The 26,544-nt window shown below is 64.8% G+C and carries 23 protein-coding genes and 2 pseudogenes; 15 read left to right on the top strand and 10 right to left on the bottom strand.

Going from position 1 to position 26,544, the window contains the following annotated elements:
• Positions 1–28 precede the first annotated feature (28 nt).
• Both ftsY and EDF61_RS05245 read left to right on the top strand, forming a co-directional pair.
• Entirely contained in the window at positions 29–1,210 is a 1,182-nt protein-coding gene (ftsY, locus tag EDF61_RS05250; protein ID WP_105657694.1) for a signal recognition particle-docking protein FtsY, read from the top strand.
• 439 nt (positions 1,211–1,649) lie between these two features.
• A complete protein-coding gene (locus EDF61_RS05245; protein ID WP_133833472.1) occupies positions 1,650–3,782 on the top strand; it encodes an acyltransferase family protein in 2,133 nt (710 codons plus the stop codon).
• A gap of 64 nt (positions 3,783–3,846) precedes the next feature.
• Here the strand turns inward: EDF61_RS05245 and EDF61_RS05240 are convergent, their stop codons facing one another.
• Positions 3,847–4,521: a DNA-3-methyladenine glycosylase gene (locus EDF61_RS05240; protein ID WP_133833471.1), complete on the bottom strand. Its 675-nt coding sequence runs from the start codon at positions 4,519–4,521 to the stop codon at positions 3,847–3,849.
• A 378-nt stretch (positions 4,522–4,899) separates the two neighbouring features.
• On the opposite strand from EDF61_RS05240, the gene EDF61_RS05235 reads away from it, so the two are divergent.
• The 5 genes from EDF61_RS05235 (at position 4,900) to EDF61_RS05215 (ending at position 10,834) form a co-directional block, all read left to right on the top strand.
• Entirely contained in the window at positions 4,900–5,214 is a 315-nt protein-coding gene (locus EDF61_RS05235; protein ID WP_105657697.1) for a hypothetical protein, read from the top strand.
• Positions 5,215–5,434: 220 nt separating this feature from the next.
• Positions 5,435–6,655, top strand: coding sequence for an ammonium transporter (locus tag EDF61_RS05230; RefSeq protein WP_105657853.1), 1,221 nt, complete (start codon positions 5,435–5,437; stop codon positions 6,653–6,655).
• Between the two features lie 234 nt (positions 6,656–6,889).
• Positions 6,890–8,992, top strand: a complete 2,103-nt coding sequence (locus EDF61_RS05225; RefSeq protein WP_133833470.1) for a catalase — start codon at positions 6,890–6,892, stop codon at positions 8,990–8,992.
• A gap of 132 nt (positions 8,993–9,124) precedes the next feature.
• Positions 9,125–10,255 carry a YihY/virulence factor BrkB family protein gene (locus EDF61_RS05220; protein WP_133833469.1) on the top strand — a complete coding sequence of 377 codons (1,131 nt, stop codon included), beginning with the start codon at positions 9,125–9,127 and terminating at the stop codon, positions 10,253–10,255.
• Positions 10,256–10,357: 102 nt separating this feature from the next.
• The gene (locus tag EDF61_RS05215) at positions 10,358–10,834 is read left to right on the top strand and encodes a pyridoxamine 5'-phosphate oxidase family protein (RefSeq protein WP_133833468.1); all 477 of its coding nucleotides are present in this window, start codon (positions 10,358–10,360) and stop codon (positions 10,832–10,834) included.
• A gap of 128 nt (positions 10,835–10,962) precedes the next feature.
• On the opposite strand, the gene EDF61_RS05210 is transcribed toward EDF61_RS05215, so the two are convergent.
• The gene (locus EDF61_RS05210) at positions 10,963–11,154 is read right to left on the bottom strand and encodes a CsbD family protein (RefSeq protein WP_105657701.1); all 192 of its coding nucleotides are present in this window, start codon (positions 11,152–11,154) and stop codon (positions 10,963–10,965) included.
• A gap of 260 nt (positions 11,155–11,414) precedes the next feature.
• Between EDF61_RS05210 and EDF61_RS05205 the strand changes: the two genes are divergently transcribed.
• The 3 genes from EDF61_RS05205 to EDF61_RS05195 are packed head-to-tail and all read left to right on the top strand — an operon-like array spanning position 11,415 to position 14,567.
• The gene (locus EDF61_RS05205; protein ID WP_133833467.1) at positions 11,415–12,476 is read left to right on the top strand and encodes an acyl-CoA dehydrogenase family protein; all 1,062 of its coding nucleotides are present in this window, start codon (positions 11,415–11,417) and stop codon (positions 12,474–12,476) included.
• Entirely contained in the window at positions 12,470–13,840 is a 1,371-nt protein-coding gene (locus EDF61_RS05200) for a bifunctional PIG-L family deacetylase/class I SAM-dependent methyltransferase (protein ID WP_133833466.1), read from the top strand. The genes EDF61_RS05205 and EDF61_RS05200 overlap by 7 nt, the downstream gene beginning before the upstream one ends.
• On the top strand, positions 13,833–14,567 hold the full coding sequence (locus EDF61_RS05195; RefSeq protein ID WP_133833465.1) for a glycosyltransferase family 2 protein: 735 nt from the start codon (positions 13,833–13,835) through the stop codon (positions 14,565–14,567). The genes EDF61_RS05200 and EDF61_RS05195 overlap by 8 nt, the downstream gene beginning before the upstream one ends.
• 105 nt (positions 14,568–14,672) lie before the next feature.
• Here the strand turns inward: EDF61_RS05195 and EDF61_RS05190 are convergent, their stop codons facing one another.
• The 7 genes and pseudogenes from EDF61_RS05190 to EDF61_RS05160 all read right to left on the bottom strand — a co-directional run bounded on the left by EDF61_RS05190 (position 14,673) and on the right by EDF61_RS05160 (position 19,789).
• Positions 14,673–14,999: a hypothetical protein gene (locus tag EDF61_RS05190; RefSeq protein WP_286134535.1), complete on the bottom strand. Its 327-nt coding sequence runs from the start codon at positions 14,997–14,999 to the stop codon at positions 14,673–14,675.
• Between the two features lie 359 nt (positions 15,000–15,358).
• A complete protein-coding gene (locus EDF61_RS05185; RefSeq protein WP_133833464.1) occupies positions 15,359–16,786 on the bottom strand; it encodes a phytoene desaturase family protein in 1,428 nt (475 codons plus the stop codon).
• Positions 16,783–17,313: a hypothetical protein gene (locus EDF61_RS05180; protein ID WP_105657707.1), complete on the bottom strand. Its 531-nt coding sequence runs from the start codon at positions 17,311–17,313 to the stop codon at positions 16,783–16,785. The genes EDF61_RS05185 and EDF61_RS05180 overlap by 4 nt, the downstream gene beginning before the upstream one ends.
• Before the next feature lie 120 nt (positions 17,314–17,433).
• Positions 17,434–17,974: pseudogene (locus tag EDF61_RS05175) on the bottom strand (flavodoxin family protein).
• A 118-nt stretch (positions 17,975–18,092) separates the two neighbouring features.
• Positions 18,093–18,728, bottom strand: a complete 636-nt coding sequence (locus tag EDF61_RS05170; RefSeq protein ID WP_133833463.1) for a cyclodeaminase/cyclohydrolase family protein — start codon at positions 18,726–18,728, stop codon at positions 18,093–18,095.
• On the bottom strand, positions 18,718–18,921 hold the full coding sequence (locus EDF61_RS05165; protein ID WP_105657709.1) for a DUF6480 family protein: 204 nt from the start codon (positions 18,919–18,921) through the stop codon (positions 18,718–18,720). Before EDF61_RS05165 ends, EDF61_RS05170 begins: the two co-directional genes overlap by 11 nt.
• A 142-nt stretch (positions 18,922–19,063) precedes the next feature.
• Positions 19,064–19,789 carry a lipase family protein gene (locus EDF61_RS05160; RefSeq protein ID WP_286134214.1) on the bottom strand — a complete coding sequence of 242 codons (726 nt, stop codon included), beginning with the start codon at positions 19,787–19,789 and terminating at the stop codon, positions 19,064–19,066.
• A 503-nt stretch (positions 19,790–20,292) separates the two neighbouring features.
• On the opposite strand from EDF61_RS05160, the pseudogene EDF61_RS19175 reads away from it, so the two are divergent.
• A pseudogene (locus tag EDF61_RS19175) lies at positions 20,293–21,030 on the top strand (M23 family metallopeptidase); the annotation flags it as partial.
• Between the two features lie 197 nt (positions 21,031–21,227).
• Here EDF61_RS19175 and EDF61_RS19055 read toward each other — a convergent pair.
• On the bottom strand, positions 21,228–21,674 hold the full coding sequence (locus EDF61_RS19055; RefSeq protein WP_286172109.1) for a hypothetical protein: 447 nt from the start codon (positions 21,672–21,674) through the stop codon (positions 21,228–21,230).
• 50 nt (positions 21,675–21,724) lie between these two features.
• Between EDF61_RS19055 and EDF61_RS05150 the strand changes: the two genes are divergently transcribed.
• The 4 genes from EDF61_RS05150 to EDF61_RS05135 all read left to right on the top strand — a co-directional run bounded on the left by EDF61_RS05150 (position 21,725) and on the right by EDF61_RS05135 (position 26,521).
• Positions 21,725–22,258 (top strand): hypothetical protein, encoded by a 534-nt coding sequence (locus tag EDF61_RS05150; RefSeq protein ID WP_133833461.1) that lies wholly within the window; start codon positions 21,725–21,727, stop codon positions 22,256–22,258.
• Positions 22,259–22,452: 194 nt separating this feature from the next.
• Positions 22,453–24,018, top strand: coding sequence for a signal recognition particle protein (gene ffh, locus EDF61_RS05145; protein WP_133833460.1), 1,566 nt, complete (start codon positions 22,453–22,455; stop codon positions 24,016–24,018).
• Complete coding sequence (locus EDF61_RS05140; protein ID WP_133833459.1) at positions 24,005–25,228, top strand: hypothetical protein; 1,224 nt, start codon at positions 24,005–24,007, stop codon at positions 25,226–25,228. The genes ffh and EDF61_RS05140 overlap by 14 nt, the downstream gene beginning before the upstream one ends.
• Before the next feature lie 99 nt (positions 25,229–25,327).
• Positions 25,328–26,521, top strand: coding sequence for a hypothetical protein (locus EDF61_RS05135; RefSeq protein WP_133833458.1), 1,194 nt, complete (start codon positions 25,328–25,330; stop codon positions 26,519–26,521).
• Positions 26,522–26,544: the final 23 nt, after the last annotated feature.

Here is a 26,544-nt window from a genome sequence, read left to right as displayed (position 1 = left end):
TGGTTGGAGATATGAGACGATTTAGAGCGTGTCTGATTCGCTTATATTAACCATCATCATTGTCGCGGTTGTTGCCGTGGTGGCCATTGGCGTCATTGCCTTCGTCACCAAGGGCCGCAAGCCTAAGACTCCGTATACGTCAGAGCGCGATGCAGACGACTTGCCAGCTGGCCAGAGTGCTGAGGGCGATACTGATGCCGCAGCGGACACTGCCGGTGCAAGCGATGCGCCTGTCGCGGTCCAAGAGCCTGCCGCACCTGCTGCGCCACAACTCGATGTTCCAGAACCAGTGCAGGGCCGTCTGGCCCGGCTGCGTGCGCGACTGACAAAATCCAACAGCATGTTCTCCAAGGGCCTGCTGGCCCTGCTCAGCCAAGACTCGATTGACGAGGATGTCTGGGAAGAGATTGAAGAAAACCTGCTGATGGCAGACCTGGGTACCGAGCCTGCACTTGAGCTTGTTGACGCACTGCGTGAACGAGTGAAGATTGAAGGCAGCAAGGACCCGGCTCGCGTCAAGGCAATGCTTCGCGAGGAACTGCTCAAGCTGGTGGATCCTAGCTTGGACCGCAGCTACCTGCCTGAACCGCATCCGGACCGCCCAAGCATCATCATGGTGGTCGGTGTCAACGGTGTTGGCAAGACCACCACCATCGGCAAATTGGCGCGAGTGCTCGTTGCGGAAGACAAGGACGTCCTGCTGGGCGCTGCCGATACCTTCCGTGCGGCCGCCGCCGAGCAGCTGGCTACCTGGGGCGACCGCGTGGGCGTGCCTACCGTGCGTTCCGAGATCGACGGCGCCGACCCGGCCTCCGTTGCCTTTGAAGCCGTTTCCGCGGGCATCGAGCAGGAAGTCGACATCGTCATGATCGACACTGCCGGCCGCCTGCAGAACAAGGTCGGCCTGATGGACGAGTTGGGCAAGATCAAGCGAGTGGTCGAGAAGAAGGCCACCATTGACGAAGTCCTGCTGGTCCTCGATGCGACTACCGGGCAGAACGGCCTGCAGCAGGCCAAGGTCTTCTCCGAGGTTGTCAACGTTTCGGGCATCGTGCTGACCAAGCTCGACGGTACTGCCAAGGGCGGCATCGTCGTGGCTATCCAGCGTCAGCTCGGTGTTCCGGTGAAGCTGGTGGGATTGGGTGAGGGTCCGGATGATCTCGCGCCATTCAACCCGGAAGACTTCGTGGACGCACTGCTCGAAGGCTAATCGATAATTCCATATTTTCTTGATCTCCCCGTCGTTTCCTGCGGCGGGGAGATCTTGCTTAAGCGGGCGCTGCGCATCTGTAATCCTGCACAGAGCGGTTTTGTTCCTGCTGGGCCATGGGGCGCGCACAGGGGTTGGAATCAAGGGAATCTTGCAGTGAGGTCAGTCACACCACTCGCTCCTGGGTCCGAAACTTTCCTTGGGGCCTCTACGGAAAAGATCTAGTCAGTGAGTGAATGGAACTTTTCGGGCGCCTTCTGGCCGCAGGTCACCCAAGGAGGCAGTGACCAGCGCTACAGAAAACGTCCAGACTACTTGGGTAAAGATGTTTTCTGGGGAAATGTGTCCCTTCAATCTGTACGCACTGCATGAGGGATACTCCGGTTGGTTCTGGATGCCCCCGTGCGGTCAGACCAGCCGGTAAAGGATCCATCCAGAAGTGTCGTCGAACCAAGACCTGCCCATACCAGTCAAGCAGGACCCTAAGCCCAGGGCTTTCCGCATGGACATCCAGGGCCTGCGCGCCATCGCCGTAGGTGTTGTCGTGCTGTACCACTTCTGGGGGCACTATCTGCCCGGCGGCTTCGTCGGAGTCGACGTGTTCTTCGTGATCTCGGGATTCCTGATCACTTCGCATCTGCTCGCCAAGCCGCCGAAGAATATTGGCGATGTCGTCAATTTCTGGATGAGGCGAGTCAAGCGGCTGATCCCTGCCTCCTTCTTGGTGATCCTGGCCAGCGTATTGGGCATCTGGTTCTTCGCACCGTCCACGGTGTGGCAGGACTGGGGGCTGCAAGCGATGGCCGCGACGTTCTACTTCCAGAACTGGTACCTGGCACTGACCAAGGTCGATTACCTTGCCGAAGGCGAAGCTCCAAGCCCCTTCCAGCATTTCTGGTCCCTGTCTGCAGAAGAGCAGTTCTATTTCGTATGGCCAATTCTGATCGGCGTGCTGATCTTCGCCGCAATCAAGTCCGGAATCAAGCCGGCAACCGCCGCGTTGGCCGGAATCAGCGCCGTCTTCTTGATTTCCTTCGGATACTCGCTATACGCAACCGCGACTGAACCGGGCAGCGCGTACTTCTCGACCTTTACCCGAGTCTGGGAATTCTCGGCAGGCGCCCTGGTGGCGGCTTTGGGAGCGCGTGCGCATGCGGCCAAGAAGGATGCGATGAGCTTGATCGGGTCGTGGGGCGGAGTCCTTGCCATCGCATTCAGCGCGGTGGCCTTTACCGGGCAGATGCCGTTCCCCGGATACATCGCAGCGATTCCCGTATTCGGCACCGCACTGATCCTGCTCTGCCATTCCACGCATAAGTACTCGCCGAACATGTTCTTGAGCAGCAAGCCGTTCCAGTTCTTCGGTGACAATTCCTATGCCATCTACCTCTGGCATTGGCCGCTATTGATCCTGATGCCGTTCATGGTGGATGACTTCAAATGGCCCCAGAAGATCATTGCCCTGGCCTTGACGCTGGTTTTGGCTGTTTTGACGCAGAAGCTTGTCGAGGTTCGATTCCGTAAGTTCATTGACGCCTCGGTACTGCTCACGGCGCCACGCTTCCTTGCCACGGGCAGCCTCGTCTTGGCTTTGGTTGCCGGAGCTTTCTACCTCAACACCGAACGCATTATCAATGACGCCCAAGACGTCGACAAGGCCTTGGCCCAGGTCGAAAAGGAGCTGGGCGAAGACTGCTTCGGTGCCGCGTCGCTCAGTGAATCATGCGGTGAAGCAGTGAATATCGAGACGGCCTACCAGCCGGTGGCTCCCGCCCCGGTAGTTGCGAAGACCGACAAGCCGGTTGTCTACAAGGACGATTGCTTCGCCAGCCAGGACGCCGACTACAAGGACCGCCCGGTATGCAACTACGGTGATGGCAAGATCAAGGTAGCACTGGTTGGAAACTCGCATGCAGGCCAGTGGATTCCTGCCTTGGAACCTATGGCGAAGAAGAATGGCTGGAGTATTGATACCTATTTGGCCAGCCGATGCGCCGTCATGGGCGAACCCCAGGTCTTTGACTCCAAGGCACGGGAAAAGGGCTGCGCTGATTATGGCAGCTGGGTGACCAAGCAGATCGAAAAGGAAGACTATGATCTGGTGATCAGCTCCAACCGCCAGTCCCTTCCGGTTTCCGGATACGAAATGGAAAACACCGCTGAGCCTGCCCAGAAGGCCTACGAAAAGATTCTCCAGGACTGGGCCGGCACCGGCGCCGCTGTAGCGGTCATCCGGGATACGTCCTTCCCGGGGGAGACCGTGGAGAATGTGCCTGACTGCGTGGCCTCCAGCGATGGCGAATTCAGCGAATGCAGTGGCGAGGCGAAGCAATGGATTCCGATGGATCCGCAAGCCGACGCGGTGAAGGCCCTGGATAAGCCGAATATTATCGACGTCGACATGAATGACCAGCTGTGCGAGGACGGACGCTGCTTTGCGGTAGTCGGTGGCATCGTGGCCTATTGGGACCACTCGCACCTGACCGAAACCTTTGCCGAGTCCCTGTCCCAGACCCTGGAATCCCGGCTGAAGAAGGAACTGGATTCGAAGGAACTGTTCCCGGCAGCATAGGGCTTTGCGGCACCTTGCTCGATAGGCTCTGGCTTCAACGCATTAATTGCGTTGCAGCCAGAGCCTATTTCTGATTCCTGATGCCCGTGACTGCCCCAGGAGCATCGCGGCCCGGGCGAAAAGCGGAAACGCTTGGCTCATCGGGCAGCCAGAATCGCCAGGGGAACTGCGGACCGCCGGCTATCCCCGCGACGCCAACACGGGGTCCGGTGCGCAAAGCCTCCGGGGGACCAGAGGCAGCATGGAGGGTAAAGGGTGCAGCGAACAGATCCAGCCCGTCATGTTCCAATCTCGTGAGTCCCAATGCGGTGGCCAAGTTCCCCGGTCCACGGGCCAGCTGGATTTCCGGGATGGGATTGCGGGCGTAGCGGATGGGCCGCTTCTCCAGTCTTCGTGCGTGGGCCAGGTCGGCGCCGGAAATAATTTCGCCAGAACGTATCAGCACCCCGGACGCAGCTCCTGGCGGTGAGCAAACGAAATTCAGGGCGTAATGCATTCCATAGGTGAAGTACACGTACGCGTGCCCGGGTTCCAGGAACATGGACGCGTTGCGATCGGTTTTCCTGTCCTTCGAGTGGCTGCCCGGATCATAGGGCCCTGCGGTTCCCAGGCCCATGTACGCTTCGGTTTCGGTGATGCGCACGCTGACCGGTCCATCACTGGAATCCACGGTGAGTACTGCCCCGAGCAACCGGGGCGCAACGTCCAAGGCATCGGGCAAGAAGAAAGATCGGTCCATGCTTCCAGTGTGCCTGCTCCAGCTAAATTGTCCCCGGCCCCTGTAAGGATCATGGGTACTTGAAACTTGGGGGTTCAAGCAACTCGCACTCGTGAAATGGGGAATGAGCATGAAAAGGTTCTTAGCAACTGCAACCGCACTGGCCGGAATTCTATCGATGGCTGCCTGCGGGGTATCGGCAGAAGAGTTTGAGGCTGCGCAAACCTCGAGCGCAGCCATAGCTGCTGAAAAGGAAGCACTGCAAGCCCAGCTGGCAGAAGCAGAAGTGCAATTGGCCCTGGCCCCAAGGAAGAAGCAGCAGAGCTTCGCGCAGCCGCGGCTGAGAAAGCCACGGCCAACAAGGCCAAGAAGGTCACCAAGCGTGCTCTGGCGCACATCATGAAGCAACCGGACTCGCACATTGATCAGAATGTGATTCTCTACGGGCTGGTCACCCAGTTCGACTCCGCGACCGGTCCATGCACCTTCCATACCGAGCTGAGCCACGCGCAGGTGGGCAAATACGACTACGAGCACAATCCGATGTTCACTGCCGGTGACGGCCTGGCGGACTGCGAGGCGCCGGATGGCGTCGTGGCCGAGGGCATCGTCCAAATCACCGCCACGGTGACCGGATCCCTGAGCTACGACACGAGAATCGGCGGATCCCCTACGGTGCCGAAGTCCCGAGTCGTGAAGATCAAGCGGCTATAGCCGCTGCCGGCGTCCGCCCCGGGCTGTTCTTTTGACCGTCGGCCAGCAGCACCGTGAACTGTTCGAAACGGCGGCGAAACATTGCCGAGAAGCAAACGTTACCCCCGGCAGGAACTTGATACACAGCGGAAACGAAGCAGCGAGTGTTCGGAAACATCGGGCGCGTTAGATAGTCATAACACCACCGATACACCGAATACCTTGAGGGGAAGTGATCCAGATGGAGTTGGATGTAGCCAGCTTATGGATCCTGATAGCTGCCGCACTCGTATTGCTGATGACACCGGCACTGGGACTTTTCTACGGCGGCATGACTCGCGCCACCGGCGTGGTGAACATGATGCTGATGAGTTTCTCCGCCGCGGCGATCACCGCCGTTGTCTGGGTGCTCTGGGGCTACTCGTTCTCCGCCGGGGAACCAGCCATCGCCGGAATCGTCGGCAATCCAATCAGCGACTTTGCCATGCACAATACCGAGCAGTCCGAGCTGCTCGCCGCCGGATTCGCCGGTACCTTCGCCATGATCTCGGTAGCCATCATCTCCGGAGCCATCGCCGACCGTGCCCGCTTTGCGCCATGGCTGTTCTTCGTCCCGCTGTGGGTCACCCTGGTGTACGCACCGGTGGCCTTCTGGGTCTGGGGTGGAGGCTTGCTCTCCGCAGACGGATTCCTGGGCAGCATCTTCGGCGAAGCCATTGACTTCGCCGGCGGCGCAGTGGTCCACACCAACGCAGGTATCGCAGCCCTGGTCCTGGCCCTGAAGTTGGGCCAGCGCCACAACTTCCACGATCGTCCGCAGCCGCACAACACCCCGCTGGTCATGCTCGGTGCCGGCCTGCTGTGGTTCGGCTGGTTCGGTTTCAACGCCGGTGCGGCGACCACCGTCGAGCAGGCTGGACTCATCTGGGTCAACACCCTGGCAGCTCCGGGTGCGGCCGTCCTTGGCTGGATCCTGGTTGAGAAGCTTCGCGGTTCCCGCCCCAGCTCGCTGGGTGTCGCCTCCGGCCTGGTGGCCGGCCTGGTCGCCATCACCCCTTCCTGCGCAGATGTGGCCCCGTGGGCCGCGATGCTGCTGGGCGTACTGGCTGGCGCCGGTGCAGCCTGGGCAGTGAACTTGAAATGGAAGCTGGGCTACGACGACTCGCTGGATGTTGTCGGCGTGCACCTGGTCGCCGGCTTGATCGGAACCCTGTTCCTGGGCTTCTTCGCCCTGCCAACCGAGGAGAGCGCTGGCGGACTGTTCTACGGCGGAGGCGTCGCCCAGCTGATCGCCCAGGCAGCCACCCTGATTGTGGTCATGGTCTTCTCCGCGGTGATGACCTGGGTCATCGCCACGGTCATTGGAAAGTTCAGCCCATGGCGTGTCGCGGCAGATATCGAAATTGCCGGCATCGACGAGGCGGAGCACAACGAAAATGGATACCAGCTGGTTTCCAAGTAAGGAGCGGAATCTGGAAAATAACGCAGCACAAGCACGAGGGGCAGGGCGTTTCTGAAACGTCCTACCAGGACCGCCGGTGGGCCATGCAGCCACCGGCGGTCCTGGCGTGTTCACGCCCGGGGGCGGGCACATGTGTAAATCATGGGAATCGCCTAGTTCGCTGGCATCAGCGGTGCACCGGCCCCTAGCGTGGCATTCACCAGCCGATTATTCCCAAGCAGCTAGGAGAGTGCCATGGCCAGCGAACCACAACAGCAAGCAAGCCCGGGAGGGGAACCGGTCTTGTCCGGCCCCGGCCAGGACAGCGAATTCCTGACCACCAACCAGGGAGCTCCCGTCAGCGATACCGACCACTCGCTGAAAGCCGGAGAGCGCGGGCCCACCTTGCTGCAGGATCACCACCTGCGCGAGAAGATCATGCATTTCGACCATGAGCGGATTCCGGAGCGCGTGGTCCACGCCCGCGGGGCTGGCGCCCACGGCTCCTTCATCAGCTACGGCAACGCCTCCGAGCTGTGCCGGGCCGATTTCCTCAAGCCGGGAAAGCAGACCCGGGTCTTCGTGCGGTTCTCCACCGTGGTCGGTTCCCGCGGCTCGATGGACACGGCCCGCGATACCCGCGGCTTTGCCACGAAGTTCTATACCGAAGAGGGCATTTTCGACCTGGTGGGCAACAACATCCCGGTGTTCTTTATCCAGGATGGCATCAAGTTCCCGGATCTGGTCCATGCCGCGAAGCCGCACCCGGATACCGAGATCCCGCAGGCGCAATCGGCCCACGATACCTTCTGGGATTTCGTCTCCCTGCATACCCCTGCCCAAGCCCACGTGATGTGGCAGATGAGCGACCGCGCGATACCCCGCTCGCTGCGCATGATGGAAGGCTTCGGCGTGCACACCTTCCGCATGGTCAACGAGGCGGGCAAAGCGTCACTGGTGAAGTTCCATTGGAAGCCCAAGCTCGGCGTGCACTCGCTGGCCTGGGAAGAGTCCCAGCTGGCCGCCGGCGCGGATCCGGACTTCCACCGCCGCGATCTGGCCGAAGCCATTGATGCCGGAGCCTACCCCGAATGGGAACTGGGCGTGCAGATTTTCCCCGACGACGGTTCGGGGGTCTTCGAGGGCATCGACCTGCTGGATCCGACGAAATTCGTGCCAGAAGAACTGGCCCCGGTCCAGCCGCTGGGCAAGATGGTGCTGGACCGCAACCCGGAGAACTACTTCGCGCAGACTGAACAGGTCGCCTTCCACCCCGGGCATCTGGTTCCGGGCATCGATATCAGCGACGACCCGCTGCTGCAGGCGCGGCTCTTCTCCTACCTGGACACCCAGCTGACCCGGTTGGGCGGACCGAACTTCGCGCAGATCCCGATCAACTCGCCGGACTCTCCGGTCAACGACATGTTCCGCGACGGCTTCCACCAGCACCGGGTGCCCAAGGGCATCGCGCCGTACAAGCCGAACTCGCTGGATGGCGGCTGCCCGTACATGTCGCAGGTTCTCTCTGGCCAGCAGCCTCCGCTGGACTTCCCGCAGCCTGTGGCCTCCGGAAAGAAGGTGCGTTCCGAGCCGGCCAGCTTCTCGGACCACTACAGCCAGGCGCGCCTGTTCTACATCAGCCTCTCGGCCGTGGAGCGCGCCCACGTGCAGCAGGCCTACTCCTTTGAACTGGGCAAGTGCACCGATACCGCGATCCGCCAGCGGCAGGTGGAATGCCTGGCGAAGATCGATACCCAGCTGGCCGCCGGGGTCGCCCAGGCACTGGGCCTGCCGGCACCGGCCGCAGTGCAGCTGGATGATCCGGTGGCCAGCCCCGTGCTGTCCCAGATCGGAAAAGCCTGGCCAGTGGACGGGCGCAAGGTCGGGGTGGTATTCAACAGCGGAAACCACCAGCACGTGCCAGCAATAGCCCAGGCGCTGGCCGAACGGGGCATGTCCCCGCTGCTCGTTTCGGCCTCCGGCGGCGAGGTGGCCCCGGACCTGCCCATTGACCGCACCTACCTGACGGCGCGCTCCATCGAATTCGATGCGCTGGTGCTCATCGGCCCGTTGCCGCCGGCCCCGGACGCCGCGGTTGCGCTGGATGCCAAGGCCGGCGCCTTGGGGGCAGGCGGGGTTCCCATCGACCCGCGCGTGGCGTTGCTGGTTGCGGAGGCCTACCGGCACAACAAGGCCATCATCACCCTGGACGGGCTCTCCGATGGCCTGCTGCAAGCGGTGGGCCTGGAAGATGACGCGCCGGGCATCGCACTGGTCGAGCTTTCGGCGGTGGCCGAAAGCGCGGAGCAGCTGCTGTCCACCCACCGCGCGTGGGAGCGTTTCCCGGTCGCCGAGTAGCAGCGCGGCCCAGCTGGCCTAGCAGGTGGCGCGGCAGGTGCATGATTCGATTTGCCTGCCGCGCCGGCCTGGCCCAGCAGCAGGGCCGGCGGCAATCAACTGGCACAGATAGCTGATGAAAAGAGGTGCAAGATGCCTTCAGGAACCGATAGCCATGCCGGGAACGGGAACGCGGCCGAAACCGCTGCCAAAGCCCGGCACGCTCCTGGACCCGATGCCGAATCCAAACCCGATTCCCCGCCGGATATGCACTCCAGGTCATGGAAATACGCGGCCAAGCGCTCCATCAGGGAATTCTCCCGGAAGAAATGCACGGACATGGCGGCCTCGCTGACCTATTTCGCGATGCTCTCCATTTTCCCGGCCCTGCTGGCGGTAGTCTCCCTGCTCGGAGTTGCCGGCCAGGCGGAGAACATGACCCGCAACATCCTCTCGCTGATCCAGGAACTGGCCAGCAAGGAAGTGGTCGAAACCCTGCGCCAGCCCATCGAGCAGCTGGCCTCGGCCCCGTCGGCAGGCCTGGCGCTGATTGCCGGTCTGCTCGGTGCGCTATGGAGCGCCTCGGGGTATGTCGGGGCGTTCGGACGGGCAATGAACCAGATCTACGAGGTGGCCGAAGGCCGGCCGTTCTACAAGCTGCGCCCGCTGATGCTGCTGCTGACACTGGTGCTTCTTGTGGCCGTGTCCGTGCTGGGGATGCTGCTGATCGTCTCCGGTCCGCTGGCCCAGGCGCTGGGCAACGCCATGGGGCTGGGCGAGGGCGCGGTGGCGATATGGAATATCGCCAAATGGCCGGTGATCGTGCTGTGCGCGATTGTGCTGGTGGCCGTGCTCTACTACGGGGCTCCCAATGTGAAGCAACCGAAGTTCCGCTGGATCAGCCTCGGCTCGGCCATCGCGCTGCTCGTGCTGGCGGTAGCGACCGTCGGCTTCTTCTTCTACGTTTCGAACTTCGGCAACTACAACAAGACCTACGGCGCCATCGGCGGGGTCATCGTGCTGCTGCTGTGGCTGTGGATCGTCAACCTGTCGCTGCTGTTCGGCGCGGTCTTCGACGCGGAAGCCGAGCGCGGGCGCCAGCTGCAGGCGGGGATTGCCGCCGAGCGCTCGGTCCAGCTTCCGCCGCGGGATACCAAGGCCAGCATGAAGCAGGAGGAAAAAGAAGAGCAGGACATCAGCGACGGGCGGCAGCTGCGTTTCGCCAGCGAGCTGGACGCCGAAGAGCAAGCGGATCCGGATTCCAGGCGGAACCCGGAAAGCTGAGCAGGAGCCGAAGCTGGCAATCGCCTGGGCGCCCCTTGGCGCGGGCCAGCACCTCGGTAGCGTGTGAAACGACCAGATCATTCCAAGACAAAGGAGCTCTTCATGGCCAACGACGAGGCAAGCAAAGTCATCAGCATCATCCAGGACCTGCGGATCGCCATGGTCTCAACCCTCAGCGCTGGACGGCTGGCCAGCCGCCCCCTGACGCTGATTGAAGCCACCGACGAAGGAGAACTCTGGTTCTTCTCTACCGCCGACGCCGGGATTGTCCAGGAAATCCGGGCCCAGGGACTGGTCAATGCCGCGTTCAGCGGATCCAAGGCGTGGGTGTCGGTCAGCGGCCACGCCGAGGTGGTGCTCGATGTCGCCAAGAAGAAGGAACTGTGGAACGCCGCGGTGGAGACCTTCGCCAGCGAAGGCCCGGAATCTGCGCAGACTGTGCTGCTGCGCGTCGATGCCGACTCCGCTGAATACTGGGAGAACCCCGGTGGGGCAGCGAGCCTGGTGGCCGGCTGGGTGAAGCAGAAGCTCACCGGCAAACCTGCCGAGCCCGGGGACTCGAATAGCGTCGAACTCTAGGACGCCGAAAACCGCCAACGGCCGCTGCTCCAAATTCCTGGAGCAGCGGCCGTATTCCTGTGCACATTGCCTGGCGCAGAGCTATGCCCCATGGATTCGTATCCATGGGGCATAGCTGGTGGTGCGGTTTAGGACAGGTCGTCCTTGACATCCTTGGCGGCGTCCTTGACGTGTTCTCCTGCTTGCTTTGCCTTGGCGGCGGCCTGGTCCTTCACGCCTTCGGCTTGCAGGCGCTCATTATCAGTGGCATCGCCGTAGGCCTCCTTGGCCTTGCCAGATGCTTCCTGGGCCTTGTTCTGGATCTTGTCTCCAATTCCCATGATTCTTACCTCCTGTGTGGATCTGGTTACTGACAACTTGAACTATAGGGCAGATTGCAAATTGGGGTCCCGAAGCTGAAAGTTTGCTTGCGGCCAACTTTGCAGATCATCACAGTGCCGCCGTCGCGGCGGCCAATCCCATAAACTGCCTCGCTGCGTTGCGCTGTTCTTTGCGGTTATCAGGAGTCATTCAGCTGGGCCGGGCACGAATGGGCCGTGACCTAGACTGGCCAAAAGTTCCGCGCAGAGAAGGAGAATCGATGGACCAGCGGCCGGTGTCGTTTAGTGCAGCCGAACCAGGATCCCGCCCCCGCAACAGCGAGTTATGGTGGGGCGCCGAAGTCGCGGTGCGTGCGGCCGCCGTGCGCTGCGAGGGCAACCCGGAAGCGATGCTGCGTACGCTGGAAAGTTCGGGGGAGGAACCTCCGGTGCCAGCGGCCGGACAGACCCAGCGCCTGTGGGAGCTGCTGGCCTCCGTGGCCGCCACCGACCTGGTCGCGGCCAGGACGCTGGAACCGCATTTGGATGCCGCGGGAATCCTGAACCAGGCGGGCATGTCGTGGCCGGCCGGCACTGCATGGGGCGTTTTCGCCGCGCAGCCGCCCAACGCCACCCTGGAAGCGGTTCGCCAGTCCGGCGGGGGATGGGAGCTGAACGGCACCAAGCCCTGGTGCTCGTTGGCCGCGCAGCTGACGCATGCCCTGGTCACCGCCCCCACGCCCGATGGTGGCCGGCTGTTCATGGTTTCCTTGCGGCATCCGGGCGTTGAACCGGCATCGGATGCCTGGGTCAGCCGCGGCATGGCGCAGCTGCCCAGCGGCAGCGTGAACTTCACCGGCGTGCCGGCACAACCGGTGCAGGACGCCGGCTGGTACCTGTCCCGTCCCGGGTTCGCTGTCGGGGGCGTTGGCGTGGCCGCCTGCTGGTTCGGGGCAGCGGTGGGAATCTACCGCCATCTGCTGCGCAGCGCCCAAGCGCGCACCCCGGATCAGCTGGCCCTTGCTTGGCTCGGCGAAGCAGACCGCTTGCTGGCCAGCTGCGCCGCGCTGCTGGAACAGGCCGCCGGGCTGGCCGATGCCGGAGCGCTGGATGCCATTTCGGCCCATCGGGTCCGCGGCCAGGTGGCCGGGGCCTGCGAGCGGGTGTTGCAGCTCAGCGGCCAGTCCACCGGTCCGGGCCCGCTGACCGCCGATGAGGAGCATGCGCGGCGTGCAGCTGACCTGGGCATATATCTGCGCCAGCACCACGCGGCCCGCGACGACGCGGCGCTGGGCCAGTTGATTGCGGACCGCGCCGGAACGGAAAGTGGCAGCGCATGGTGAACTTCACGCATCAGGACCAGGGAACATCTGCAAGCTGCTGGCAGCAGGCTGGGCTTGAGCGGATCGCCGCACTGGATCCGGAGAAGCTCTTCCACGCAATCGCATCGGTGGTTGTCCTGGCCGCCCACCCGGATGACGAGACGCTGGGAGCCGGAGGGCTGATCCGCATGGCCCTTGGCCGGGGGATCGATGTCCACGTGATCGTCTGCAGCTTCGGGGAAGCCTCGCATCCGGACTCCACCACACACTCCCCGGCCCAGTTGGCCGCGCTGCGCCAGGCCGAGCTGGCCGAGGCCATGGACACGCTGCGCGCACAAGGACCGCGCAGCGGAACGCTGCATCTGCACTGCTTGGGCCTGGGCGACGGGAAACTCGAAGCGCAGCAGGAGCCGATCCGCGCAGCCCTTGAGCAGCACGCCGGCGAGCGCTGCCTGATCGCCAGCACCTACCGCAGCGACGGGCACCCGGACCACGAAATCCTGGGCCTGCTCGCCGCGGACTGCGCCCTGGCGCACAATGCCTGCCATCTGGAATTCCCCATTTGGTTCTGGCACTGGGCGCAACCGGACCGGCAGCCCAGCTTCAGGCATTGGCGCCGGCTGGCCCTGGATGCATCCAGCGCGGATGCCAAGGCCCGCGCCCTGGAGGCCCACCGTTCCCAAACCAGGCCGCTGTCCGCCCTGCCAGGAGACGAAGTCCTCCTTAGCGAAGGCTTCCTGCAGCATTTTTCCCGCGGCGCCGAGATCTTCCGCGCCACCTGGCCTGGCCACAAGGACGCCGCGTCGGCTCCGGTGGTCTTCGACGAGCTCTACGGGCAACGCGAAGATCCGTGGGAATACCGCAGCAGCCGCTACGAGCAGCGCAAGCAGCAGATCCTGCTCGCCTCCCTGCCCCGGGAACAGTATGCGGCGGTTTTGGAGCTGGGATGCTCCATCGGGGTGCAGAGCGCCGAACTGGGCCGCCGCAGCACCAGCCTGCTGGCGGTGGACGCCAGCGCTACCGCGTTAGCCCAGGCCCGGCGTGCCGTGGCCGGAATGGAGCACGTCAGCTTGCTGCAGGCCACCGTGCCCCAACAATTTCCGCAGCTGGAGCCGGGAAGCGTGCAGCTGGTAGTGCTCAGCGAAATCGGCTATTTCCTGGCCGCCGACGAACTTGAGCAGGTGCTCGCCGCCAGTGCCGCCGCACTGGAAGCCGGCGGAGAGCTGGTGCTCTGCCATTGGCTGCATCCCATTGAAGGCTGGCCGCTGGAAGGGGAAGACGTGCACCGGATGGCGGGGGACCTGGGGTGGGAGCGCATCGTGGAGCATCGCGAGGCCGATTTCCTGCTTGAAATACTGCGCAAGCCCGCTGGTGCCCATGGGTAGGCAGCTGGCGGCCATGGCGGTCATCATCCCGGCCCATGACGAGGAAGAACGCCTGGGCCGTTGCCTGGATTCGGTGCGTGCGGCCATGGACCGGTTGGCGGGTGCCCGCCCGCAGGTGCAGGTCCGGGCCATCGTGGTTGCCGACAGCTGCACCGACCGCACGGTACAGGTTGCCCAGCGGCAGATCAGCGCAGATCGGCGGATCAGCTTGCTGCAGGCCAGCTTCGGCAATGTCGGAGCCAGCCGGGCTGCCGGGGCACGCCACGCCCTGGCCAGCCTCGACGCGGACGCGGACCCGAGCGCCATCTGGCTGGCCAGCACCGACGCGGATACCTGCGTCGCCGAGCATTGGCTGGAGGGCTTTGCCACCCTGCACGCCGGCGGGGCCGATGCGGTGGCCGGAACCGTGGAACCGGACCGCGGCGAACTCGATGAGCATATCTTCGCCTTATGGGAGCAGGCCTACCAGCCGATCGAGGGGCATGGCCATATCCACGGCGCGAACTTCGGAGTGTGCGCTGCTGCCTACCTGGATGTTGGAGGCTTCGAGCCCTTGGCGGCCCGGGAGGATGTGGCCTTGGTCGAGGCGCTGCGCCGCGCCGGCTACCGGGTCCAGGCCACGGCCCGCCTGCAGGCGATCACCTCGGGGCGCTTGCGCGGGCGGTTGCGCGAGGGCTTCGCGGACTATCTTGCCGCGCTGGATCACCAGATGCTCCACGCCCGGTAGCGCCCAAGTAAGCGGTCCCGGTCCCTGGCATAGGAACAGCCCCCGGCGAATCTGCGCGGATGCGCGATTTCCCGGGGGCTGTGCCCGTTGCGGCGGTGCTTGCGGTTACACGCTGCTGCCGGACTCCTGCGTGGCGTACCTGTGTCCCAGCTTGCTGGCGTCGAAAGCCGGAACCGCGTGGGCGAGCGCAGTGTATTGCCAGTACTTCACACGGAATGCAGCCATTCCGCTGTGCTCGGCCTGGCCGAACAGATCCTTGATCTTGCTGCGCGGCGCGCTGGCCTGAACCACTTCCAAGACTGGAGACGGCTCGGAAATGTGCAAGAACTTCAGTTCCTCGGTCTGCGGTTCAACCATCGCGACCAGCACCGGCCGCTTGTGCACCGAGACCAGGCCCATCACATCATCGAGCGCTTCCAAAGGCTGTGTCATGACCACTGGCATTCCTTGGGTCCAGCCATAGCTGCTCAGATGCCTTCTTCCCTCGCGTGATCCCAGCAGCTCTGCTACGCGCAACGCGGTCTGGGACCTGACTAGCCTTCCTGGCATGTGAACTACCCTCCACTTCTAGACGATACTTCTCACTTCAACAATGCAGTTATCTGTCCCTCCGGACTGGGCAGCGTGGCCCTTGAAATGCGCTGTGGACCCTGCGGCCAGCGGTGGGGGACTCGATAAAAAATTATCATTGGCCCACCAAGTTGTTGCGAACAGGCCGCGATTCTGAGGAAATTCCCAGACTTTATTCTCTACTAGTCAGTATCCCTATTCAGCTACCGTGGTTGCGAGGCTCAGTGCCGCCCAAGATCACGCAGCGCCCGGTGCGCCGCATGCCAGCCGGCCATGCCATGCACCCCGCCGCCCGGAGGGGTGGAGGAGGAGCACAGGTACAGTCCCGGCACGCCCAGCGAATAGGGATTCAGCGAGGGCGAGGGGCGGAAGAACTGCTGGGTGCCGGCCAGTGATCCGCCGCCGATATCCCCGCCGACCAGATTCGGATTCCAGGCCTGCAGCTGAGCCGGGCCGGTGACTACCCGCTGCACGATCCGGTCCTTGAAGTCCGGCGCGAACCGCTGGATCTGCGCATCGATGAGCGCCCCGGCATCCCCGTCATAGCCTTGGGGCACGTGGGCGTAAGACCAGATGACCTGGCGGCCGGCCGGGGCGCGCGAGGCATCGGCGCTCGAAGGCTGGACCACCATCACGAACGGGCGTTCGGGCATTGACCCGGCGGCGACCTGGCGCTCGGCCCGGGCCAGCTCGGCGGCATCGCCGATCACATGCACGGTGCCGGCCTGCGCGGTGCGCGCATCCTTCCAGGGGATCGGTCCATCGAGCAGGTAGTCCACCTTGTAGGCCGCGGTGCCATAGCGCCAGCGCTCGAACCGCCGGCGCAGGCGTGCCGGGAGCTGGTCGCCGGCGAGCTGCACCGCTTGGCGGGGCGTGGCATCCAGGAAGGTGAGGTCCGCATCGGGAAGCTGCGCGAGGTGGGTGATCTGGTGCCCGGTATGGATCTGCACCCCCAGCCCGTCGAGCACCCGCAGCAGCGCGTCGATGATGCTGCCGGTGCCCCCGTGCGCCACCGGCCAGCCCCAGGATTGGCCCAAGGCCCCGAAGAGCGCGCCGAATCCCGAGGTGAACGGGTGGGAGAGCGGCAGCATGGAATGCGCGCTGGATCCGGCGAAGAGCGCCGCGGCCTGCCGGGTCCGGAACGCGGCGGAAGCCAGCAGCTTCGCCGGCGGCAGCGCGCGCAGCCCGAAGCGTGCCATGAGCACGGGATGCGGCGGGATGCCCAGCAGCGGGCTGGTGGCGTTGTCCAGGATCTCCTGCGGATGGCGCACCAGCGGGCCATGCAGCAGCTGCCAGATCTTCCGGTCTGCGGGGAACTGCGCCATGGTGGCTTCGAGGTCCTGGTGCAGGAAGACCGACTCGGCGTCGTCCAGCGGGTGGGCCAGCGGATAGCCGTGGAAATCCCACTGCAAACCATGTCCGGCCAGATCGAAATGCGCGAAGGCGCGGCTGCCATAGGCGAAGGGGTGGGCGGCAGCTCCCAGGTCCACAATGGTGCCTTCGCCCAGCGTGCTGCCGGAGGCCGCGGCACCGCCGGGACGGGCGTTGCGCTCGAAGACCTGGACGTCGAATCCCTGCTCGGCCAGGACCGCCGCGGCGACCAGCCCGTTGGGCCCGGCGCCGACAATGTTCGCTTTCCTGCCGGTCATGGGCGGTGTTCCCCCTGCTCATCGTTCACTGGCGGGGCGAAGCGCTCGGGCCAGGTTTCGTCGCTGAGCGCCTTGAGCTGGCTGATCTGCGACTCGGCCCGGTGCGACAGGTCCTGCAGCAGCGTCTGGTCCAGGCGCGGATCATGGGGCAGCATCAGCAGCAGCGTCTGCCACATGCGCAGCTTGGCATTGAGCAGCCCGGTGAGCACATCGAGCTGCACCTGCGCGGCAGCCAGCTTGCGCATGCGCAGCGGATTGAACGGGTTGACGTGCCCGGCCAGCTTGGCCGCCGGAGCGAGCAGGCGGGCCATCGGCCGCTTGGTGCAGCCCAGCCGGTCCATGATCCGTTTCAGGTCATCCTGATCCGCTTGGACCTGCTGGTGCAGCGATTCGAAGCGCTGGGCATAGGCGGTGTCCGCCCAGGTGCCGTGGGCGGCCTTGAAGTGGTTCAGTCCCGATTCGGAACCCAGCAGGTGTTCGCTCAGGTACCGGTGCAAGGTCGTCTGGTCGATGGTGTTGTGCGGCATGGGCCCGTCCTTAGTTCTCGCCTGGGGTCGCAGTCTTCTGCTGGCTGAAACGCTAGGGCACCGGCCGCCGCTGGCCAATGGCCGGGCACTGATCCGCAGGCTGCACCCAGCATCCGGCGGCTATCGGGCGGGGAAAGGCCGGGCTTCGAGCAGCCGCGCCAGATGCGCCGCGTTGCGCGTGGCGATCTGCGTGGCGTTCGCCGTGACCTGCGGGGTCTGGTCCAGATCCTGGTAGTCGGTGGTGTGCATGGCCTGCCCCACCCAATAGGTGGAGCCCTGGGCCGGCAGGGTGAACCCGACATCGGCCAGGCCCTGGCCCAGATCCGCAATCACGTGGTGCGCGCCGTCCTCATTGCCCACCACGGCCACCACGCCCACCTTGCCGAAGAGGATCGGGCGGCCCTGCTCGTCGGTCTGGGACAACTCGGCATCCAGCCGCTCCAGCACTCGCTGGGCCAGACTCGAGGGGTGGCCCAGCCAGATCGGGGGTGGCCAGCACCAGGATGTCCGCGGCCAGCAGCTTCTGCCGGATCCCCGGCCACTGGTCGCCGCCTCCCATGTCCTTGAGCACTCCGGGCCTCACGTCGAAATCGGCAATGCGCAGGATCTCGGAGTGGACCTGGTGCCCCGTGAATTCCGCCGCCACCTGCCGGGCCAGCAGATCGCTGCTGGAGGCTTTGGGCTAAGGGGAAAGGGTGCAGACCAGGATCAGTGCATTGATCGGTGTCTGGGCCATGGCTATCATTCCTTGTCATCGAGGGTGCTCCCGGGCAGCCGGATCAGCGCTTGATGCGTGCATCAACGCGTGCGGCCAGCTGCGTGGCGGTCTGCATCGCCCGCTCCAGCGATGCTGCGGTATCCCATAATCCGGAGTGCTGCGCGTGCGCCGGGCCGAAGGACAGCTGGGACAGGTCGTAGCGCAGGTTGCTGCTGGCGGCCTGCAGCACTGCGCGGACCATGCCCAGCGCTGCGGCGACATCGGCCACCAATTGCGGTTTCGCATGCTGGTCAAGCCAGCGCAGGTCATTCACTGCGGTCATGGCCAGCGCGCCGAGTGCGGCCGAGGATTTCGCGGCCTGCAAGCAGGCCTCGGCGAGCTGGCGGTCGCGCTGCTCCGAGGGCGGTTGCGCGGAGGCTTCCCCGAAATCCGCGGAGGCCTTGGCATCCCGGTCGGCCAGGCCCAGCGCGTCGATCCGCAGCTGCTTGGCCCGGGCCTGCAGGCCGGCGAGCTCTGCGTGGGCGGGTCCGGAGGCCGAGACGTAGCCGGCGGACATGGACATCAGCGCGGCGGCAGCACCGAGCATTAGTGCCGCCGCCGCTCCGCCGCCCGGGTTCCCGTCCGATTCGGCCAGTTCTTCAAGCCAGCGTCCTATGCGCGCCTCGCTGATCGGACGCTGCGGGCCGCTATTCGCCATGCCCCTGGTCTTGGCTCATCGAGCCTTCACCGGGAGGGGTTTCGCCCGGCGGCACCGAACCGCCCGGCTCCAGTCCGGTAATCAGTTGCTGCTCTGGGTCGGGGTTGGATGTGGCTGCGGCTTCGCGATTGGCCTCTTGGGCTTCATCCAACTGTGCGTCGGGCTGCGACGCGGAGGATTCCTGCGGGTCCATCGGCTGCTCCTATTCTGCATCTGGGCTGCGGGCTGGGGATCCAGCCCTTGTCCGCTCACGCTAGGCCAGGGCCCCGGCGGGCTCAACAGCACCGGGCGATTCACACGGAACGCACGGATTGCGGTGCGCTGCCTGCCGGAATTCAGCTGGCCGGCGGCAGTCCAGGCGCCAAGTGCTTGAGCACTGCGGCGTGCAGGCGCGCATCGCCCAGCAAGCGGAAATGCCCCAGTGTAGGCAGCTTGATGTTGGTGGCTCCGGCCAGGTCGCAGCCGCCGGGGATGTGCGGGTCGAAGCTGCTGTAGATGGAGATGATCCGGGAATTCACGCTCAGGTTGGCCGAGAGCTTGAGCAGACCCTGGTCGTTGGGCGACAGGGAACGCAGGGAGCGGACCGGCGCATAGCGTGCATAGCGCGAACCGGAGAAGGGGGTGCCAATGGCGATCATCCGATTGATCCGGTAGCCCTGCGGCGAGGCGGACATCAGGTACTTGCCGATCAGACCGCCCTTGCTGTGCGCCACCAGCACCGCATCGTCGAGCTGCGCCCGGCCCAGGTAGCTGGAGACCACCTGGGACATCTCCGGCACCGTGCCGCGGTTGAAGCCGAGCTGCGGGATCACGTGCACCGGGTGGCCGGCCTGGTGCAGCGCGTCGGCCAGCGGGAGCAGGAATTTCCAGGATTCCCAGATACCCGGAATCAGCACCACCGGTTCGGCTGCCGGATGGCTGCCGGAGCGCAGCCGGCCGGCCTCCGTACCTGGCAGCAGCGAACGCAGCTGCCAGGCACCGGCATAGAGATAATCCTGCAGCCAGGCGCGGGACAATACCGCCCACCGCGATAGCCTGCTGGACAGGGTGCTGGTCTCCACCGGTGCTCCTTTGCTGCGTGTTGCGCTGTGGGACCGGTTGCGCCGCGGCGCGGTCCCAAGAGCATTATCACCACATGAGTAGGGCTGAGTCCGGCAGTGACATCGCCCGGCCTGGGAAATTCCGGGACTCGGGCCGCCCGCCAGACCGCTGCCGCGGCGAGCTGAAGCCCTCTTCACGGCCCATGCCAGCCCACGTGCCATGTGGGGGCTTGAAATGCTTCAGCCCGAATCGGGTTACCAGCAGGTGTTGGCTGGCCTGGCGAGGCATGGTGCTTTGGCGGATCCCGGGGTGCGTCGGGCCTCGCCCAGGTCCCGAAACCGCATCGGACCGGTGCGGGATTTCCACGCGCGTGGCGTGGCCGCGATGGCGCAGGGGGGAAAGCGGTGGTGCATGGAATCCTCACGCTGCTGAAGAGGCTTCAACTAGCCATGGATTAATCATCGTGCCGGGGCTATTCTGAGGTTCTGTTGAGTAGTTGCAGTTTTTGGGGGACTGGCAAGTTATGAAACGACAACATCATGGTTTAAGCAGCTCTGTGCCGCGCGGCGTTTTGGGGAATGGCCGGCGGCTTCCGTATGGGGCGCTGGCCATTGCCGCGGCTTTCGCTTTAAGCAGTGCATTGGTTTGGCCCGGGGCGGCCGGTGCAGTGCCAGCCAGAGCCCAATCGAGCACACTGGCCTTTCCCGCCGCGCCAGCGCTGGCGCTCGGGAGCGAGGCTGTCACCGCACCGGATCTGGGCGGAACATCCGCTATCCAAGTCCTCGGACTGAGTTCACTTGGCGGAAGGACCGGAGGGTCCGCGCCCGACCCGCTGGCCCACGTGGCCGCCAATCGGGCGGCGATGACAGCAAAGACAAGCCCTGGAGCGCTGGCACAGCCCGCGCCGCTAGCTGCCAACCAGGGCATTCGTCCGGCAATGCTGAGCCCTGGTCTGCTCTTGGAGCATCCAGTGGCCACCCGCCGGATTTCCAGTCCGTACGGTTGGAGGTTCAACCCGACCGGGTTCGGCCGCCAAATCCATATCGGCCAGGATTATCCAATTTCCTGCGGTTCGCCCGTGCGCGCCAGCGAGTCGGGCCGGGTGGTCGTCGCGGGCTGGGCCGGCCATTCGGGCCAGCGGGTCACCATTGACCACGGGCATGAGGTGCAGACCGGGTACAGCCACAACTCGCTCTTGCTCGTCAGAGTGGGCGAGCTTGTCGTCCAAGGCCAGATCATCGCCCTGGCCGGGACCACCGGCAACTCCACGGGGTGCCATGTGCACTTCGAGGTCATCGTCAATGGCCAATGGCATAATCCGCGCAACTACCTTCCTTCAGGCGGAGGGCAGCGCCAGGCGTTGTTCGCTTCGACGCAATTTGCAGTCGATGCCGGCAGTGCGATGCGCCATCAACCGGCAACAGGAAGAAGCGGGCAGTACGACGGGGCGGCCAGGCATCACGGATCGACCCGAACGGAGAATCCAGCGCCGCCGAAGACCACGAGGCACTCCCACGCGGATCCGCTCCAGCGGCCAGCGGCGAGCAAGAAGAAACCAGCCGCGCCAGCCAAGCCGAAGGCCCAACCGAAAAAGGAAGCCGGCAAACTCCGCCCGACCCCGCGTCCCGCGCAACCGGCACCAGAGCCGAGCAAGAAACTCGAGCCGCCACAGAAGTTGAATACCGGAAGCCCGAAGGCCACGCCATCTGCATCAGCGTCACCGGCACCCGTTTCGGCCAAGCCGAGCGCGCCGAGCGTAGCGCCGACGCCCAGCACTGCACCAGTTGCTGAGCCGAGCCCGTCGAGGGCGCCGACCGCGTCGCCAAGTCCTTCGGCACTACCTTCCAGCGTGTCGCCATCAGCTCCGGATAGCGTTCCGGAGGCATCGGAATCGACCAACTCCACGCCAACCTCTGAACCAACCCAAGTGCCTGCACCCAGCGCGGAAACAGGCGTTGAACCCCCGGGAGGACCAGGGCCCAGGCGGTAAGGATGCTCCAGCCAGCGAGGATCCCACGGACCCTGCTGCCCGCGTCGAGCGCCAATTAGGTGCAGCCCAACCCAAGACCGTGGACTTGCAGGCACAAGAGCCGGAGAAGAAACCGCTAGTGGCCAAGGCCCTGCCACCGGCCAAGTCCACAACTGCGAAAAAGCCGGCTGCGAAGGAAGTACCGGCTGCGAAGTCCAAGCCCGAGGTCGCGGTGCCGGCTGCGAAAAAGCAGGCCAAGCCGCCATCGAAGCCCAAGGCCGCGGCCCCGGCCAAGCCTAAAGTTGCAGCGCCCGTGAAGCAGGTCGCCAAGGCGCCGGTCGCAACCCTGCCCAAGCCCAAGCCTGCTATCGCAGCACCGGCCGTGCAAAAAGCTGCCCCGGCACCGGCCAAGCCGAAGCCTCAGGCGACAGCGGCGGTGAAGCCCCAAGCGGGCGCCCCGGCCAAGCTCCCGCAGGCGCCGGCTGCAGCCGCACCACCTGCCAGCGAGGCCAAGCCGTAGTCCTTGGCTGCCCGGTTCCTTGATGCTGCTCCCGTCCCTTTGGACGGGAGCAACGTGGCGCTGGGGAAGAGACAACTGGTGAAACGCTGCACAGCTGGTTAGTTCAGCGCCCGATTATTGATATTCTTGGGAGTTGAGTCCTGTGCGATTTTCCAATGCGCACCACAAGACCTATCGAAAGAAGTGCCCGGCACGTGTTTAATTCACTTTCCGATCGCCTGACAGCAACCTTCAAGAACCTGCGCGGCAAGGGCCGCCTGACTGAAGCGGATATCGACGGTACCGCACGCGAGATCCGCCGCGCCCTGCTTGACGCCGACGTTGCCGTACCGGTGGTCCGCGGCTTCGTGGCCCAGGTGAAGGAACGCGCTCTGGGTGCCGAGGTCTCCGAGTCGCTGAACCCGGGCCAGCAGGTCGTCAAGATCGTCAACGAGGAACTCGTTGGCATCCTGGGCGGGGAAACCCGCCGCCTGAACCTGGCTAAGAACCCGCCGACGGTGATCATGCTCGCCGGCCTGCAGGGTGCCGGCAAGACCACCCTGGCCGGCAAGCTGGCCAAGCACCTGAAGTCCGAGGGCCACACCCCGTTGCTGGTGGCCTGCGACCTCCAGCGCCCCAACGCCGTCAAGCAGCTGCAGATCAACGGCGAGCGTGCCGGGGTGCCGGTCTACGCACCGCACCCGGGCGTCTCCTCGGAATTCGACACCGCCACCGGCGACCCGGTAGCGGTAGCCCGCGACGGCGTAGCCGAGGCCAAGGCCAAGCTGCACGACATCGTGATTGTCGATACCGCCGGCCGCTTGGGCGTGGACACCGAGATGATGGCCCAGGCCGCGAACATCCGCGCCGCCATCAACCCGGATGAAGTCCTCTTCGTCATTGACGCGATGATCGGCCAGGACGCGGTCAACACCGCCCAGGCCTTCCACGAGGGCGTCGACTTCACCGGTGTCGTGCTCTCCAAGCTCGATGGCGATGCCCGCGGCGGCGCCGCCCTGTCGGTCGCCTCGGTCACCGGCAAGCCGGTCATGTTCGCCTCCACCGGCGAGAACCTGGACGACTTCGAGATCTTCCACCCGGACCGCATGGCTTCGCGCATCCTGGACATGGGCGATGTGATGACGCTCATCGAGCAGGCCGAGAAGAACTGGGACAAGACCGAAGCCGAGCGCATGGCGAAGAAATTCGCCGACCAGGAAGACTTCACCCTGGACGACTTCCTGGCCCAGATGGCCCAGATCAAGAAGATGGGCTCGATGAAGAAGCTGCTGGGCATGATGCCCGGCGCGCAGATCTCCCGCCAGCAGCTCGAGCAGTTCGACGAACGCCAGATCGACCGCGTTGAGGCCATCGTCCGTTCGATGACCCAGCACGAGCGCGTGGCTCCGAAGATCATCAACGGCTCCCGCCGCGCGCGTATCGCCAAGGGTTCGGGCGTTTCGGTCTCCGAGGTGAACCAGATGCTGGAGCGTTTCGCCGAAGCGCAGAAGATGATGAAGAAGATGGCTGCCGGCGGCGGCGTCCCGGGCATGCCGGGGGCCGGCAAGGGCGCTGCCCGCAAGGCGAAGGCCAAGGGCAAGGGCAAGAAGCAGCAGAAGTTCGGCAACCCGGCCAAGGCCGCGCAGGCCGAGCTGGAGGCCAAGAACAAGAAGGCCGCCGCCCCGAGCGGTGCCGCCTTCGGGCAGGGCGCCAACCAGGACTTCGATCCTTCGAGCCTGAACCTGCCGGCAGGCTTCGAAAAGTACCTTGGCAACAAGTAGCAACCAGTCCTTGCAGGGCGGCGACCAGGAGCACACGCTGGTCGCCGCCCTGACTCTTTTCATCGAAGAACCCCAGGCGCAGCAGGCCGAAGCCAAGGTCCGCGAGCTGCTGGCCGCCCGCGAAGTGATCTCGCTGGTCTCCGTGCCGGTGCCCTGGAACGGGCTGGCGATGATCGAGGCCAGCCTGGCGGTGAACCACGAGGGGCTCTTGCTGCTCGCTGGCCCCGCGGGCGCCATCAGGCTGGGCCAGCAGGTCGAGGACTTCGCGTTGGCGCTGAAGCTGGGCACCGGTGCGCTGTACGTCGACCAGGACGACGCCGAGGTGCAAACCGGGGAGCCCATCGAGGATCCGCGGCTCGATGCCATGCCGCCGGGGTGGACCGTGGCCATCGGCGCGCTGAACGAGCCGGACATGGGGGTGTGGGCCGCCGCGAGCAAAACCAGCTGGCAGCTCCTGCCGCCGGAATCCGCCGGCGCCGCCGTGGCCGTGCACGAAGGCTTCCTGGTGGGCGGCGTGCTGGCTGCCAGCCAGCATCCGGCGATCATGCTCAGCCGCACCGGCGCGCGCTTCACCGCGAGCTTCTGGTTCGACAAGCAGCCGGCCAAGCTCGGCGGGCACCCGGCCTGGGTGCACATCTGGCCGGTCGCGGCCAGCCCCGCCTTCTGGCCTCAGGCCTCAACACCCGCCCGGCGCGAACTGGACTGGCTGCTCGCCAACCAGGACAGCGTCGATGGCCAGGAGCTCGACGAGCTGGCCGGGCTTGTGGTCGATGCCGAGAACATCGAGCGGCTCAAGCTGGCGCTGGTGGGCACCGGCAGCCTGCAGTCGGCCCAGCGGGTGCTGGAGACCTTCGGGCATCCACCGGTCCTGGCCCGCTATCTGGACGACGCCGATCTTCCCGAGGGCGCGCGATGGATCGAACCGGTGTCAATGGCCAGGGCAGTGGGCCGTGCACTGATCACCGAATCCCGCACCTCTGGTGCCCGGCCGCGATGGTACAACACGTTGTCGTGGAAACCCGCCGCGCAGCTGGCGCTGGGGCTCATCGAGGCCCTGGTATTCTCGCTGGTGCTTGCGGCCACCCATTGGCAGCAGCCCTGGGGGCCGCCCTGGGTAATCGTGCTGCTGCTGGTGCTCGGCTATGTTGATGCCACCGGGAATACCGTGCTCGGCGCGGTCCGCTGGTTCCGCGCCCGGCGCCGGCGCTAGCGCCAGGCAACCACCCGGGCGCTGCCTGCCAGGACGGCACGGGTTACCGCCTATGATTGACTTATCGCCATATCCAAATAACCAAAGGGGTTACTTTTCGTGGATTCAACCGGGTTCAACTACCTCAACCTAGAGTTCATTTTCATGGGCGACAAGCCTGAATCTGCACAACTGGTACGCACCGCGCTGGCCGATCGCCGCCTGCTGGGTTTCATCGGCGGAGCTGTTGAGCGCGAGAACTCCACTGAAGTAGCCGCCGAGGTGGCCACGGTGAGCGAAGCCCGCGATGCGGTGCTCTACCGCATCGATGCCAAGGGCAAGCTGCGCGAAGGCTCGCGCGTGACCAAACTGGTCCACGAACTGAAGAACTCCACCGGGGCCGACTACGTACTGGTGGACGGGGACGAAATTGACGGCCCCAACCCGGATGACGAGCAGCTCGGCGAGTACGGCGGCACCAACGAGCTGCTGCACGGGCCAAAGCTCAAGGGGTCCGAGCTGGTGCTGGCAGCGGGCTTTGCCGAGAACGAGATCACGGTTTGGGAGAACGCATCCGGGCTGATGGCCATGCCCAAGGAACCGGTCTATGCCCCGAGCATCTCGCGCTCGAACCGCCCGTACCTGTGCTTGGACCGTACCGGCAATGCCATTACCGCAACCATCGAGGCCAAGGGCTCGCGCCGGACCATGTTCGGTTCGTCGGTGTCCATGGTGGTGGACCTGGAACGCACGGCAATCCTGGAACCGGAAGCCGGTTCGCCGGCAGCGGTGCGCCTGGATGAGCTCAACAGCTTGCTCTTTGGCTGGGACGAAGAAGAAATGCAGATCATCGAGCAGCTGATTTCGGATCCGGCCGACCGCGCCGAGGCCCAGCAGCTGCTGTGCAGCAGCGGGGACCTGAAGGACATGAAGCGCCTGGTCTCGCTCTTCGGCTTCGACCCGCGCAGCATCGATTACCTCACCGGCCGCCCGCTGCCCGAAGACCGCAGGGTCATTGCTACCGGCGGCCCGTTCAAGACCTTGAAGTCCGCACTGGCTGAGCAGGAGCGCGAGGCCAAGGGCCTGGAACGGCTGCTGTACCGCCACAACTGGAATCCGAAAGCGCTAATGGGTTCGGGTGCCGCCGTACTGGCCTCCGGCGCGGCAGCGCACCTGGTCCTGGCCAAGAGCGGCAAGTTCGCCTGGCTGCCCAAGCCTGCGCGCCAGCTGCTGATGCTGGCCTGGTACGCCGATGGCGCCTTCTATCTGGGCAAGGGCATCGTCGATGCGCTGAAAGCCAAGAACAAGCGCTAGGCGCTCACCGCGTCCAAAGAACA

The sequence above is a fragment of the Arthrobacter sp. JUb115 genome (genome assembly GCF_004365035.1).
Classification (GTDB): Bacteria; Actinomycetota; Actinomycetes; order Actinomycetales; family Micrococcaceae; genus Glutamicibacter.
Note: the sequence above shows the minus strand (reverse complement) of the source record. Positions and strands in the feature narration are given on the sequence as shown.